The following is a 13,156-nucleotide window of genomic DNA, read 5'->3' on the forward strand; positions in this document are numbered from 1 at the left end:
CGCCGCGTGGCGCGCTACCAGTAAGGCGCGGCGCTTAATGCGAGGCGAAGCGGGCGCATCGCGTGCGCCACTCAAAAAAATGCACGCGGTGCGCCGCTTGTCACACGTTCAAGCGATTCATAAATCCTCCGTCAATCCGCGTAGTGCGGGCCAGCGCACATAGCGATGTAAGCGCCGGCCGCGTCGACTCTGCGACACATCGGACAAAACGACGGCTCGCCGTCTCAAACTTGCGACAGTCCGGTCCGCGAACTGAAAAAGCTCCCTCATTGATTTACGGTTCGGCATATTTGACCTGAGCATTCGTCAAATCATTACCAGTCCTTGTGGCCAAGGGTTTTCCCGCCCTCCGGAAATGACGCGAGGCACATGGCGGCCATCCGCAGCGACGGCCATCCACGGTGTATCAGACGCGAATCAACGTGCGATGCGACCCCCCTTGCGGCAGGGTATGACGAATCGCTCATCACCGCCTGGCAAGGCGTTGAAGGCACCTGGCACAGCCCGTGCAATAAGCGAGTCACAAAGCGAAACACGTTGCAGCCGGGAAGCAGAAAACGAGTGGCAGCACAGAGCACATCCCAGCAGCAGCAAAAGTCTTCGTAAAACGCGTCGGGGAGTTCAACGCGCTTTACGAGGTGCGGCGGGGCCAACGAAAACGGATGTCGAGCAAGCACGGCGCGATTGATCGATACGGGGTATCGGCCATTCGCGATCGGGACGACGTGAAGCGCTGACCTCGCCACTTTTTCCGTCTCTAAGGGCGGACCTTGAAAGCCGCGCCAGTGGACCTGTTTTCAGGCAGCTGTGACGGTACAAACCGAAGTCAACTTTCACTCTTACGGGGGTTAGCATGAAGAACACGATCCAACAATTCCTGCGCGAAGAAGACGGTGTTGCAGCGATCGAATATGGCCTGCTGGCCGGGCTGATTGCGGTGGCGATCATTGCGACTGTGACGACCCTGGGTGGTCGACTCAACGCCGTGTTTGGGTACGTTTCGACGGCATTGAACATCACCGCCCCGGCCTGACGCATCACGCAGCAACAAGCGCATACCCGATCGCCCGCCCTGTTTCGACGGTCTTTCGAAACAGGGTAGCGACGGCCCTCACGCTTAAAAGAAACGACTCCAGAAGGGCAATTCGATCATTGAAACGGAGCAGACAATGAACGGGGTTCCTTTTCCGGTTGGGCCGTGCGTGATGACGTTGGCTCTCCTCGCGGCTTTGTGGGACATGCAAACACGCCGGATTCCTAACTGGTTGGTAGCGACAGGATTGATCGTGGCGATACCGGCGCAATGGTTCACGCAAGGCGTTATCGACGGAATGCAGATGTGGTTGGGCGGCATGCTCGTGGGCGGCGTGTTTTTCCTGCCGGGCTACGCGATGCGGCTGATGGGCGCGGGCGACGTGAAGCTGATGGCAGCGATCGGCGCTTTCTGCGGCGCTTACGGCGCACTCGAGATTGGGTTGGCGACCTGCGTGATCGGCGGGATCGGGTCGCTGACGATATTGTTCCGGCGGCGCCAGATGCGCGCCGGACTGAGCGGGGCGGCGGCATTGCTGATGAGTTGCACGACGCCGGGGAACGGCGCAATGCAGCGGCAAGGCAGTGTGGCCGAAAGTAGTGCGACGGGGTCCATGCCATACGGAGTGGCCATTGCAATAGGCAGCGCACTCGTGTTGTTCTACAGCGTGTGACGCAGACCAGCAGGCCAAAAAAATCGGGGGTTGAAAATGAAAAACGCGCGCGCTGTAACGATGCTGCTGATCGCGACGCTGGCCGGCCTAACCGCGGTCGTGTTCGCTTCGCGGTGGATGGTCTCGCAGGCGTCGAATGCCACCACCAAGGTAGTGGTGGCCGCAACCGATATCAATCTGGGTCAACGGATTGGACCTGACTTTCTGAAGCTCACCGACTGGCCGTCGAACAGCGTGCCGCCGGGTGCGTTCACCGACGTCCAGAAACTCGACGGCCGCGTGCTCAAAGAAAGCCTGCTGCACGGCGAGCCGATCGTCGAAGCGAAGCTGACGCCGGTCGGCACGCTCGGCGGCTTGTCGGCGGTGATTGGCGAAGGCAAGCGGGCCATCACGGTGCGCGTGAACGACGTGATCGGCGTAGCGGGCTTCGCGCTGCCGGGCAACTACGTCGACATCATCGTCAACACGCAGAAAGACACTCGCGATCCCGGCGCTCAGCGCGACCAGAACATCTCGAAGATCGTGCTCGAAAAGATTCTCGTGCTGGCCGTCGCACAGGAAGTCGGCCGCGACGAAACCAAACCGAAGGTGGTCGATGCGGTGACGCTCGAAGTGTCGCCGGAACAGGCCGAGAAGATCGACCTGGCGCGCAGCATCGGCACGCTCTCGCTGGTGTTGCGCAACCAGATCGATCCGCAGGCGATCGACACCGCCGGCGCGACCAAGGCAACGCTGCTGAAGATGCCAGTTGCCGTGGTCGCTGCGTCTGAACCGAAACCGGTGCACATCGTACGGAAAGTGGCGGTACGCGCACCGGGCAACTGCGTGCGCGTGCTCGACGGCTCGGACGTGAGACAAGAATGTTTTTGACAGGCCTTAGCCTGCAAGCCGTGACCGATGCGTGACTGACCTCCAGGTACAGCACGTAAAAAAGCGGCACATAACGGGGGTAGGACATGAACGCCAGAACCAATCAGCGCGCTCGCGCGCCGCAGGACCCGCTCGGCCCGCACAAAGCGAATTCGTGCTCGCCACGCGGCCGGACCCGGATCGCCGGAGCTTGCACCTGCGTGGTGGTCGGACTGTATCTGTCGATGCTGCCGGTGGCGCAAGCGGCCGGCCAGAATGCGGCAGACAACGTGCCCGTCCTGCCGGACATGCCGCTCAGCGTGGCGTCAAACGGAGCCGTGCATCTGACCATCGCCGCCACAAGCATGGGCGGCGCTGCATCTTCCGGCGGCGCGGCGCAAGCCAGCCGCGGACCCAACTGCAGCGGCCCGGTCGCCGAACATAGCTCGGTCACGATCCCGGTCGGCAAGTCGGCGATGGTCGACGTGCGCGAACCCGTGCGCAGCCGCACCGTCGGCAATCCTTCCATCGTGCAGGCGATGCTGGTGTCGCCGCAAACGCTTTATCTGCTCGGGTCGGACGTCGGCACTACCAACATGATCGTGCAGGGCCGAAGCGGCTCCTGCACGATCATTGACGTGAGCGTCGGCGCGGACCCGGGCGGGCTGCAACAGACGCTCGCCGCGTTGATGCCGGAGGAAACTGGCATTCAGGTCAAAACAGCCGCCGATACGCTGGTGCTGACCGGCACGGTCACTGATGCAGTCAAGGCCGAGCGCGTGATGGAACTGGCACGCGCCTTCGTGGCCCGGCCGACTACCGCGTTGCAAGGCGGTGCGCCGATGGGAAGCGGCCCGCTGCCGATCGGCACGCCGCCGCGCGCAATGGGGGCGCCGGCGCCGTCGCTCGGCGGGGCGAACGGCGAACGCATCATCAACATGATGCGTGTGGCCGCGCCGCAGCAGGTGATGCTCGAAGTGAAGGTTGCCGAAGTATCGAAGACGCTGATCGACCAACTGGGCGTCGCGGCCAACATCCAGGGTGGCATCGGCAGCTGGAGTTTCGGTTTGCTGGCGAATTACCTGTCCGGCGGATTGAGCGCGTTGACCGCTTCGAAAGCGAACAATCGACCGCTCAATCTCGCGGTCGACGCGCAGAAAACCGATCAGCTCGTGAAGATCCTCGCCGAGCCGAATCTGATGGCGATCAGCGGGCAGGAAGCGAGCTTCCTCGCGGGCGGCAAGGTTTACATTCCGGTACCGCAAAGCAACGGCTCGGGCGGCACGACGATCGTTCTCCAAGAAGAGCAATACGGTGTCGGCCTGACCTTCACGCCGACGGTGCTCGAAGGCGGCCGCATCAACCTGAAGGTGTCGCCGGAAGTGTCCGAGCTGTCGTCGACCGGCGTGGTGGTGAGCGCGGGCAATTCGAACACGACGACGATCCTGCCGCTGATCACGACGCGGCGCGCCTCTACCACGCTGCAGGTGTTCGACGGGCAGAGCTTCGCGATCGGCGGCCTCCTGAAGAGCAATGTGACCGGCTCGATCAAAGGCCTGCCCGGCGCGGCCGAACTGCCGGTGCTCGGCGCGCTGTTTCGCAGCACCAGCTACGAGCAGGACAAGACCGAACTGGTGTTCGTCGTGACGCCGCGTCTCGCCAAGCCGCTGCCGCAGCACTATCCGATGCCGACCGATGGCTTTAGCGATGCCAGTGAAGCGAACGTGTATCTGACCGGTCATATGGAAGGCACGAAGCGCGCCGCGCCGGCAGCGGGGGCCTCGGCACCGGTTGCACCGAATTCGCCCTCGACACCGGCCGCGCCTGACACGCCCGCGGCAATCAGCCAGGCACCGGTGGTGACCACGCCTGTCGCAACGCCGCCCACGTCCACGCAACCGTTGTCACCCACGCAACCCAAGCCAGGCCAGGAGGATCATACGCCGGCTCCGGTGGCGGCCACCCCGGCCCTGCCATCGACGGCAACGGACGGCGGCGCGCCGCAATTGCTTACGGTCGTGAAACCCGACCCGGCTCACGACGCCGCGCTCGTCAGCCAGGCATCGGCGGCCGGCGCCGACTCACACGCCGCGCGCTGAATCGCGGCTCATCGGAGATCGACATGACATCCACCAAGACACTGATTCGTGCCGCCGTGTGCGCCGGCCTGAGCGCCGCACTCGCCGGCTGCCTGACTTCGACGCCGCACTGGGACGCAACGTTCGGCGACTCGGTCAACCAGATCAAGGAAATGCAGACGCTCAATCCGCAAGGCTCGGCCAACACCGATCCGGTAGCGGGCATTGACGGCACGGCGGCGGCCGCGGCGCAGAAGAGCTACGCCAAATCGTTCACGGCGCCGCCCGCGCCGACCAACAGCTTCACGATCGGCATTGGTTCGTCGAGCAATTACTGAAACGGCGTAGCCCGGCGGCTCGGGCTCAAGCCAACGGAGACTCACCATGATCGATACCCTCCTGATTTCGTCCAGCGCCGAGCGCGCGCCGCAGATCGCCGCGCGTCTCGAAGCAAGCGGCATCGCATTCCGGCTGCACACGCTGTACGGCACCGTGAGGCAGTTGCGCGTGCACGCCGCGGCGATCAAGAGCGCCGATCTGCTGATCATCGACGACGCCGAACTGACGCCGCGCGAACTGAGCAGCGTCGAGGAGGCGCTGTCTCCCACGCCGAATCTGCACTGCATGCTGGTGACGTCCGCGCCTTCGACCACCCTTTTGATGGCGGCCATGCGCGTCGGCGTGCGGCACGTACTGTCCTGGCCGCTCGACGAGGCGGAACTCGTCGACGCGCTCGCCCATGTCTCGGCCAAGAAACACGCGGGCGTACGCCGTGATGGCCGTGTGGTCTCGTTCACATCGTGCAAGGGCGGCAGCGGCACGACGCTGATCGCCGTGAATCTCGCATACACCCTCGCCGCGCAGCGTGACAAGCGCGTGCTGCTGATCGATCTGAACCAGCAGTTCGCTGACGCTAGTCTGCTGGTCGCCGACAAACCTCCGCCGGCGACACTCGCCGACCTGTGCGCGCAGATCGACCGGCTCGACGCCGCCTTCTTCGAAGCCTGCGTGATGCACGTTCATGCGAACCTCGATGTGCTGGCTGGTGCGGGCGACCCGGTCAAGTCGGGCGAGCTGCGCGCCGCGCATCTGGAGCGGATCCTGACGCTGGTACGCGAGCAATACGACGCGGTGCTGATCGACGTCGGCCAGAACATCAATCCGCTTGCCATTCATGCGCTCGATCACAGCGACGCGATCTGCATGGTGGTGCGGCAGAACATCCTGTATCTGCATGCAGGCCGCCGCATGCTCGACATCTTCAAGGAACTCGGTTATCCGGCAAACAAGGTGAGGTTGATCGTCAACCAGTACGACAAGAATGCACGCATCGATCTGCCGACGCTCGAAGAAACGCTCGGCGCGAAGATCGCGCATCACTTGCCGCGCGACGAAAAGCAGGCCACCGAGGCGCTCAACCACGGCGTGCCGCTTGTCACGTCGGCGAAGGGCGGCGCGCTCGCTCAAGGCATCGCGCAACTGGCTGACATGCTGTGGCCGCGGCCCGTCGAGGCACGTAAGAGCGTGCTCGGCCGGCTGTTCCAGGGCCGGCCGACTTCGCCGCCGCAACTGAAGGCCGGACACTGAACCGGGCCAGGACTAACCAGACCCGGCTGCCATTGAAAAGAAAGCGGAGAGCACCATGTCATTGCGCGAACAGTTAATGATGCAAAACGGCACCGTGCCGTTCGACAGCACGGACGGCGGCACCGCGGCGGCAGCTGGCATCGCGGCCGAAAGCCTCGCGGCGCGCCGCGCGTACCAGCAACTGAAGATGAGCATTCATCAGGCGATCATCGACCGGGTCGAGCTCGACAAGCTGCAACGCCTGTCGCCCGAACAGATCAAACGCGAACTGGCGCAACTAGTGGAACGGATCATCGACGAGGACAAGATTCCGATGAACGAACTCGAGCGCCGCCGTCTCGCGCAGGACGTCCACGACGAAATGGTCGGGCTCGGTCCGCTCGAACCGCTGCTCAACGACCCGACCATCTCCGACATTCTCGTCAACACGTCGCAGCACGTGTACGTGGAGCGGCGCGGCCGCCTCGAACATACCGACGTGACTTTCTACGACGACGCCCATCTGATGAAGATCATCGAGCGCATCGTCTCGCGCGTGGGGCGCCGGATCGACGAATCCACGCCGATGGTCGATGCGCGCCTGCCCGACGGTTCCCGTGTCAACGCGATCATTCCGCCGTCGGCGATCGACGGTCCGCTGGTCTCGATTCGCCGCTTCGCGGTGAATCCGCTGACTGTCACCGACATGGTGAACAACCAGAGTTTTACGCCCGCGATGGCGCAACTGCTCGAAGCGCTCATCAAGGCGAAGCTGAACGTGCTGATCTCCGGCGGCACGGGTAGCGGCAAGACCACGCTGCTCAATCTCCTGTCGGGGTTCATTCCGAACGACGAACGCGTCGTGACGATCGAGGACGCGGCCGAATTGCAGATGCGTCAGGAGCATGTGCTGCGACTCGAAACACGGCCGCCGAACATTGAAGGCAAGGGTGAAATCTCGCAACGCTCGCTGGTGCGTAACGCGCTGCGGATGCGCCCCGACCGTATCGTACTCGGCGAAGTGCGTGGCGCCGAAGCGCTCGATATGCTGCACGCGATGAACACCGGCCACGAAGGCTCGATGGCCACATTGCATGCGAACACGCCGCGCGACGCGCTGACGCGGCTTGAGAACATGGTCGGCATGGCCGGCCTGACGATGCCGATCAAAGCAATCCGTCAGCAGATCGCCTCCGCGATCACGGTGGTGGTGCAAGCCTCGCGTCTGACCGACGGCCGCCGCAAGCTGATGAGCATTCAGGAAGTCACCGGCATGGAAGGCGACATCATCAACATGCAGGAGATTTTCACTTTCAAGCGCACCGGCGTCGACGAAAACGGCATGATCAAAGGGCATTTCTGCGCGACCGGCGTACGGCCGAAGTTCTGTGACCGGATGGCAGGCTTCGGCATTACGCTGCCGGACCAGATGTTCGATCCGGCGCGGCGCCTGGAGGTGTGAGCATGCAGCGCGCAATGGCTTCGGGGAGACGGACATGAACACATCGTTTATTGGTTTTGCGGTGCTCGCATTTCTCGCAATCGTGCTGCTGATCGAAGCCGTCTATCTGTTCTGGAGCAGCCGGCATGGCACGGCCGTCAAGCGCATGGACGAGCGCCTGCGGGCGCTCTCGGCGGGCGGCAATGTCAGCGACGAGCAACTGTCGATCCTCAAGCAGCGACTCCTGAGCGAATCGCCGTTCATTACGCGGCTGCTGCTGCACGTGCCGCGTGTGCATGCGCTCGACCGGCAGTTGCAGCAGTCCGGGTTGCGTTGGTCGGTGGCGCGGTTTTCCACCTATACGCTGCTGTGCGCACTCGCCGGTGCCGTGCTGGGTTTCCTGATGCATACGCCCGCTTTGGTGTCGGCGGTTCTGGCGGCGGTACTGGGCCTGCTGCCCGCGACGATCCTGCGCCGCAAGCGCGCGAAGCGCGTGCTGCAACTCGAACGCCAGTTGCCCGACGCCGCCGACCTGATTGCCCGGGCGCTGCGCGCCGGCCACTCGTTTCCCGCCGCGCTCGGCATGGTCGGCGAAGAACTGCCCGACCCGCTCGGCGGCGAATTCGCGCTGGTGTTCGACGAGATCAACTACGGCGTGTCGATGAACGATGCGCTCCTGAACATGGTGAGCCGCGTGCCGGTCGACGATCTGCGCTACTTCGTGATCGCCGTGCTGATTCAGCGTGAAGCGGGCGGCAATCTGGCGGAGATTCTCGCCAGCATCAGCGGCATCATTCGTGAGCGCCTGAAGCTGCTCGGCAAGGTGCGCGTGCTGTCCGCCGAAGGACGTCTGTCCGCGTGGATTCTCGGCGTCCTGCCGTTCGCGATTCTCGGCTTGTTGTCGGTGCTCAATCCGGGCTACATCAGCGTGTTCTGGAAAGACCCGGCGGGCGTGCAGCTCGCCACGGTCGCGCTCACGATGATGCTGTTGGGCATCTTGTGGATGCGCAAGGTCGTGCGCATTCATATCTAGACCGCTGATTCCATCGGTTCGAAAAAGAGGAGCGCGGGCCCCGCCCGCAGACCATGAAAACAGAACAGATCGTCATGCTGGGGGTGATGTTCCTGATCGTGTTCGGCGCCGCGCTGAAGGCGATGATGCTGCTGAAGCCCGATCCGGTGCAACGGCGTATCGAGGAAATTGGACAGTCCGGCGGTATGAATCATGCCGATGCGGAAGGCGACGCTGGTGCACAGAAGAGCTGGATCGAAACTGTCACCAAGGTATCCGAACATGTCGCCAAGCTTTCGCTTCCGAAAGACGACTGGGACAAGTCGGCGCTGCGCCGGCGCTTTGCGAACGCGGGCATTCGCACGCCGGCCGCGCCGGCCGTCTATTTTTCCGCCAAGACGCTATTGGCGCTCGTGCTGCCGGCCGTCGCGCTGATCTTCCTCGGCAACTGCTTCGATGCCGACAAGCGGATGGTGTTGCTGCTGGTGGAACTAGCGGTGTCGGCGGTCGGCTTCTATTTGCCGAACCTGGTGCTCACGCGTCTGATCGACAGCCGCCAGCGCAAGCTGTTCGAAGACCTGCCTGACGCGCTCGATCTGATGACTGTCTGCGTGGAAGCGGGCCTCGGGATCGACGCGGCGATGATGCGCGTCACCCAGGAAATCGGCGTCAAAAGCCGCGCACTGAAGGACGAGTTCGAGATGGTGCTGCTGGAATTGCGTGCCGGCTCGGGGCGCGACAAAGCGCTGCGCAACCTGTCGCTGCGCACCGGCGTTGAAGATATCGACACGCTCGCCGCGATGCTGATCCAGGCAGACCGCTTCGGCACCAGCGTCGGCGATTCGCTACGCGTTTATACCGACAATCTGCGCACCAAACGGCGCTTGCGCGCAGAAGAACAGGCTGCGAAGATCGCGTTAAAGCTGCTGTTTCCTCTGATGTTTTTCATTTTTCCGACGCTTCTGACCGTGCTGGTTGGCCCTTCGGTGATCCAGGTCGTACGTCAGCTGTTCCCGACCATGACCGCCATGTCGGGTGGCTGAGCGGCCGAGCGCACCGTACTTACCGGGGGGTTACATGTTTGCGTCGAGCCCGTTTCCTGAACTGCTGAACCACGCACGGCACTGGCTGGGCGGCTTCGTGCTCGCACTGGTGATGATGGCCGTGGGCGCGGCGCTGGAGCGGCGCTGGCCGGCCGAGTTATTGCAATCGCGCGCCGGGATGCGCTTTAACGTCGTCTACTCGGCACTGTATATGGCGCTTGCCGAAGCAATGCGGCCGCTGATGGCGGTGGCCAGCGTCGCGGTCATCAATGCGCTCGGCGGCGGCTGGGTCGTGCTGGTCTCGCGGGGGTGGGGCGCGTTGGCTTCCATCGTGATCGTGCTGTTGGCGTTCGATCTGCTGGAGTATGCGTTTCACCGCCTGCAGCATGCGTGGCCCGTGCTATGGAAGCTGCATTCGTTGCACCACAGTGCAGCCGAGTTCAATGTCACAGTGACGTTCCGGCATCACTGGTTCGAAGTGCTCATCAAGGGTTGCCTGCTTTATCCGGTGGTGGGCGTGCTGTTCAAGGTCGAGCCGTGGATCGTCGGTGTGACCGTGATTATTTTCATGTTCGGCAATTACTTCGCGCATATGAACCTGCGTGTCGACTTGGGCCGCTTCACGGCGTGGGTCAACAATCCGCAATATCACCGTCTGCATCACTCAATCCGCCCGGAGCATTTCGATCACAACTTCACGCAACTGCTGCCGCTGTGGGACCACGTGTTCGGCACGTTGTGGGTGCCGGCGAAGCACGAATGGCCGGCCACCGGTCTGGATGACGGCGCGCAACCGCGTTCGCTGCTTGGGGCGTTGAGCTGGCCGCTGCGCTCGCAGGCCGGCCTTAGCGCCGGTTTGGACGGCAGGCGTGTCGAGATTCTGGACAAGGAGGCGAAATGAAAGCTACCCGGAGTGCCAGCGGCCTGAAATCTGCCCAAAGAGACAATACGCGCAAGCAGTGCGGCGTAGCGACGATCGAATTCGCGCTGCTCGCGCCGCTGCTGTTCCTGATTCTGTGCGTTGCGATGGACCTGGGCATCGCGCTATGGGTCAATCTCACGATGCAATATGCAGTGCGGGAAGGCGCGCGTTACTCGGTGACCGGGCAAAGCAACCTCGATCCGAACGCGACCAATCAGCAGCGTTATCTGGCGATCGTGCAAGAAATCAAGAACAGCTCGATGGGTCTCTACACGCTCGTTTCGCCGAGCTATGTGATCACGATCAACGGCGCGACCCAAACCTACACCACGCAGACGAGTTACAGCACGGGCATGTTCGGCAATCCAGGCGACATCGTCGTGTTGCAGATCAATTGCATCTGGCCGCTGCTGACGCCGCTGGTCAAGCCGTTCTTCGCCAACGGCAAGTTCAGTTTCAGCGTCGCCGCGACGATGCGTAACGAGGGCTTCTGACATGCGCACACGTTCCTCTCCAGGAAGCCGCCGCGCAGCCAGAGGTATCGTCAGCGTGGAAATGGCGTTGTTGCTGCCCATGCTGGTTGCGCTCGCGCTGCCGGTGTACGACATCGCGCGCAACATTCAGGCGCAAATGATTCTGATCAACGTGAGCCGTGAAGGTGCGAACCTGTCGTCGCGGGCGGCGCTCACGTATCCGATGCAGACCATCATGTCGTCGCTGACCTTGACCACACCGCCGCTGAACATGAACGCCCACGGGATGATCTACATCACCGAGATCATGGGGAACAACAACTGCGATAGCAGCGGCAACAACTGCACGGGCGTCGTGGTCGCCCAGTACCGCTGGAACGGCGGAAATTATGCTCCGGCGAGCCGGCTGTGGAACTGCGGCAGTAGCGGCACGAACTGGGCGACGGACGGTAGCGGCAGTTGCAGCGGGATTCCGGCGGCAGGGACCACGTCGCCGGTGGTGAACCTGCTGCAAGGCAAGCTCTATAGCGGCCAGATCGCCTATGCGGTCGAGGCGTTTTATCTGCAAACACCGCTGCTCGGGTCACTGAATCTGGGTGGCGGCATTAAAACACCGGCGCTCTCGCCGAATCTCTATGCGATGACGGTGTTCTGATTCAAGCAGGTGTTGACGCAAATAAGAAAACGCAAGTCGGGGGATTCAATGAAAAGAATAGCAACACCTAAAAGGCAGAAGGGCTCGGTCAGCGTCATCGTCGCTGTGTCGCTGATTGCGCTGCTGGGCATTATCGGGCTCGCGGTGGACTCCGGCCTCGGCTACATGATCAAGGCGCGGCTCGACGCCGCCACCGACGGCGCGGTGATCGCGGCGGGCGAAGCGGTCACACGCGGCAACAACCAGACTGAGCAGACCACGAACGCGCAGCAGGCGGCGTCCGCATTCTTTACGGCGAATTATCCGGCGGGTTTCCTCGGCTCCAACGCGACGGCGGGTACGCCGTCGGTCGTGTTCAACGCCGGCACGGTCACGATCGGCATGACGGCGCAGGCGAGCGTGCCGGTTACGTTCATGCAGACGCTCGGCTTCAAGGTGCTGAACGTGAGCGCCTCGTCGCAGGCGATCCGCAAGACGCTGGACATGGCGTTCGTGATCGATAACACCGGCTCGCTGAACTCGCCCGGCGTGCCGGCCGCCGTGCGCTCGAATGCGATTGCGTTCCTGAACAATTTCGACGTTACGAACGATCGCGTGGCGTTGATGCACTTCGCGTTCGGCACCGTGGTGGACGTACCATTCAACGGCAATACACGGGGCTTCGATCGCGCGACGATGGCCGCCGATATCAACAATTACACCTTCAACGGCAACACCAATTCGGCTGAAGCAATCTGGAATGCGCGCAACCAGTTGAATACGGTGATCACGCAGCCGTCCAGTCTGCGGGTGATCGTGTTCTTCTCGGACGGCGCACCGAATAGCTTCTCGTCGTTCTTCCCGACTAATCAGAGTGCCTGCAACAATAATAAAGCCGGCACGATCGCAAGCGGCGACGCCACGAACGGCTTCCTGTCAGGGCTGGACAGCATAAGTGCCCTAAGTCAGCCGTTCCCATCGCCGTGCTATAAGAACGGCCTGACGAAGACCAACGACGCGGGTACTCTCGTGACCGCGTTGCCGAAGTGGTACAACGCACACAACATCAACGAACAGATCTTCCCCATCTGGCCCGTGACCGCGCCGCGCGCCGTGCCGAACGGCAATGTCACGTATGTGAACGTTAACCGCGTGTCGCGCAATCTGCTTGAAGCGATGGCGGCGCAGGCGCGCATCGAGGGCACCTATGTGTTCACGCTGGGTTATGGACCCGAACTCGTCGCGCCGGCAGGCCCGGACAACGAAATAGGCGAGGACGTCCTCAAATGCATGGCCAACACGCCGGATTCGCTGCCCCGTTGCTACAACCCGCAACAGCCGGTCGGCGTGTTCTGCTACGCTGCGACGCCGGCCGATCTATTGCCGTGCTTTACGCAACTGGCCTCGCAAATCCTCCGCATTTCCAAGTGAG

At 62.6% G+C, this 13,156-nt stretch carries 13 protein-coding genes; all 13 read left to right on the forward strand.

The genetic code is table 11. From position 1 onward, the window contains the following. Nucleotides 1-853 precede the first annotated feature (853 nt). The 13 genes from P3T22_RS07050 (at nucleotide 854) to P3T22_RS07110 (ending at nucleotide 13,155) form a co-directional block, all read left to right on the forward strand. Nucleotides 854-1,033: a Flp family type IVb pilin gene (locus P3T22_RS07050; protein ID WP_429324598.1), complete on the forward strand. Its 180-nt coding sequence runs from the start codon at nucleotides 854-856 to the stop codon at nucleotides 1,031-1,033. 136 nt (nucleotides 1,034-1,169) lie between these two features. Then, the gene (locus P3T22_RS07055) at nucleotides 1,170-1,706 is read left to right on the forward strand and encodes an A24 family peptidase (RefSeq protein WP_429324599.1); all 537 of its coding nucleotides are present in this window, start codon (nucleotides 1,170-1,172) and stop codon (nucleotides 1,704-1,706) included. Between the two features lie 36 nt (nucleotides 1,707-1,742). Then, complete coding sequence (cpaB, locus tag P3T22_RS07060) at nucleotides 1,743-2,576, forward strand: Flp pilus assembly protein CpaB (RefSeq protein WP_429324600.1); 834 nt, start codon at nucleotides 1,743-1,745, stop codon at nucleotides 2,574-2,576. Nucleotides 2,577-2,662: 86 nt separating this feature from the next. Then, nucleotides 2,663-4,654 (forward strand): type II and III secretion system protein family protein, encoded by a 1,992-nt coding sequence (locus tag P3T22_RS07065; protein WP_429324601.1) that lies wholly within the window; start codon nucleotides 2,663-2,665, stop codon nucleotides 4,652-4,654. Between the two features lie 23 nt (nucleotides 4,655-4,677). Beyond that, nucleotides 4,678-4,971, forward strand: coding sequence for a hypothetical protein (locus tag P3T22_RS07070; protein WP_429324602.1), 294 nt, complete (start codon nucleotides 4,678-4,680; stop codon nucleotides 4,969-4,971). Nucleotides 4,972-5,017: 46 nt separating this feature from the next. Then, nucleotides 5,018-6,220, forward strand: coding sequence for an AAA family ATPase (locus P3T22_RS07075; RefSeq protein ID WP_429324603.1), 1,203 nt, complete (start codon nucleotides 5,018-5,020; stop codon nucleotides 6,218-6,220). A gap of 55 nt (nucleotides 6,221-6,275) precedes the next feature. Continuing rightward, nucleotides 6,276-7,661 carry a CpaF family protein gene (locus P3T22_RS07080; RefSeq protein ID WP_429324604.1) on the forward strand — a complete coding sequence of 462 codons (1,386 nt, stop codon included), beginning with the start codon at nucleotides 6,276-6,278 and terminating at the stop codon, nucleotides 7,659-7,661. Nucleotides 7,662-7,695: 34 nt separating this feature from the next. Further along, nucleotides 7,696-8,673, forward strand: a complete 978-nt coding sequence (locus P3T22_RS07085) for a type II secretion system F family protein (protein WP_429324605.1) — start codon at nucleotides 7,696-7,698, stop codon at nucleotides 8,671-8,673. A gap of 53 nt (nucleotides 8,674-8,726) precedes the next feature. Next, nucleotides 8,727-9,695: a type II secretion system F family protein gene (locus tag P3T22_RS07090; protein WP_429324606.1), complete on the forward strand. Its 969-nt coding sequence runs from the start codon at nucleotides 8,727-8,729 to the stop codon at nucleotides 9,693-9,695. A gap of 34 nt (nucleotides 9,696-9,729) precedes the next feature. Further along, complete coding sequence (locus tag P3T22_RS07095) at nucleotides 9,730-10,596, forward strand: sterol desaturase family protein (protein WP_429324607.1); 867 nt, start codon at nucleotides 9,730-9,732, stop codon at nucleotides 10,594-10,596. Beyond that, nucleotides 10,593-11,111, forward strand: a complete 519-nt coding sequence (locus P3T22_RS07100; protein WP_429324608.1) for a TadE/TadG family type IV pilus assembly protein — start codon at nucleotides 10,593-10,595, stop codon at nucleotides 11,109-11,111. Before P3T22_RS07095 ends, P3T22_RS07100 begins: the two co-directional genes overlap by 4 nt. Nucleotide 11,112: 1 nt before the next feature. Beyond that, a complete protein-coding gene (locus tag P3T22_RS07105) occupies nucleotides 11,113-11,745 on the forward strand; it encodes a TadE/TadG family type IV pilus assembly protein (RefSeq protein WP_429324609.1) in 633 nt (210 codons plus the stop codon). 48 nt (nucleotides 11,746-11,793) lie between these two features. After that, on the forward strand, nucleotides 11,794-13,155 hold the full coding sequence (locus P3T22_RS07110) for a TadE/TadG family type IV pilus assembly protein (RefSeq protein ID WP_429324610.1): 1,362 nt from the start codon (nucleotides 11,794-11,796) through the stop codon (nucleotides 13,153-13,155). Nucleotide 13,156: the final 1 nt, after the last annotated feature.

The organism is Paraburkholderia sp. GAS348, from assembly GCF_050434205.1.
Classification (GTDB): Bacteria; Pseudomonadota; Gammaproteobacteria; order Burkholderiales; family Burkholderiaceae; genus Paraburkholderia.

Coding starts and splice junctions, on each gene's coding strand:
- P3T22_RS07070 (WP_429324602.1), top strand. CDS start 4,678: ATGACATCCACCAAGACACTGATTCGTGCCGCCGTGTGCGCCGGCCTG.
- P3T22_RS07095 (WP_429324607.1), top strand. CDS start 9,730: ATGTTTGCGTCGAGCCCGTTTCCTGAACTGCTGAACCACGCACGGCAC.
- P3T22_RS07090 (WP_429324606.1), top strand. CDS start 8,727: ATGAAAACAGAACAGATCGTCATGCTGGGGGTGATGTTCCTGATCGTG.
- cpaB (WP_429324600.1), top strand. CDS start 1,743: ATGAAAAACGCGCGCGCTGTAACGATGCTGCTGATCGCGACGCTGGCC.
- P3T22_RS07080 (WP_429324604.1), top strand. CDS start 6,276: ATGTCATTGCGCGAACAGTTAATGATGCAAAACGGCACCGTGCCGTTC.
- P3T22_RS07105 (WP_429324609.1), top strand. CDS start 11,113: ATGCGCACACGTTCCTCTCCAGGAAGCCGCCGCGCAGCCAGAGGTATC.
- P3T22_RS07100 (WP_429324608.1), top strand. CDS start 10,593: ATGAAAGCTACCCGGAGTGCCAGCGGCCTGAAATCTGCCCAAAGAGAC.
- P3T22_RS07065 (WP_429324601.1), top strand. CDS start 2,663: ATGAACGCCAGAACCAATCAGCGCGCTCGCGCGCCGCAGGACCCGCTC.
- P3T22_RS07050 (WP_429324598.1), top strand. CDS start 854: ATGAAGAACACGATCCAACAATTCCTGCGCGAAGAAGACGGTGTTGCA.
- P3T22_RS07085 (WP_429324605.1), top strand. CDS start 7,696: ATGAACACATCGTTTATTGGTTTTGCGGTGCTCGCATTTCTCGCAATC.
- P3T22_RS07055 (WP_429324599.1), top strand. CDS start 1,170: ATGAACGGGGTTCCTTTTCCGGTTGGGCCGTGCGTGATGACGTTGGCT.
- P3T22_RS07110 (WP_429324610.1), top strand. CDS start 11,794: ATGAAAAGAATAGCAACACCTAAAAGGCAGAAGGGCTCGGTCAGCGTC.
- P3T22_RS07075 (WP_429324603.1), top strand. CDS start 5,018: ATGATCGATACCCTCCTGATTTCGTCCAGCGCCGAGCGCGCGCCGCAG.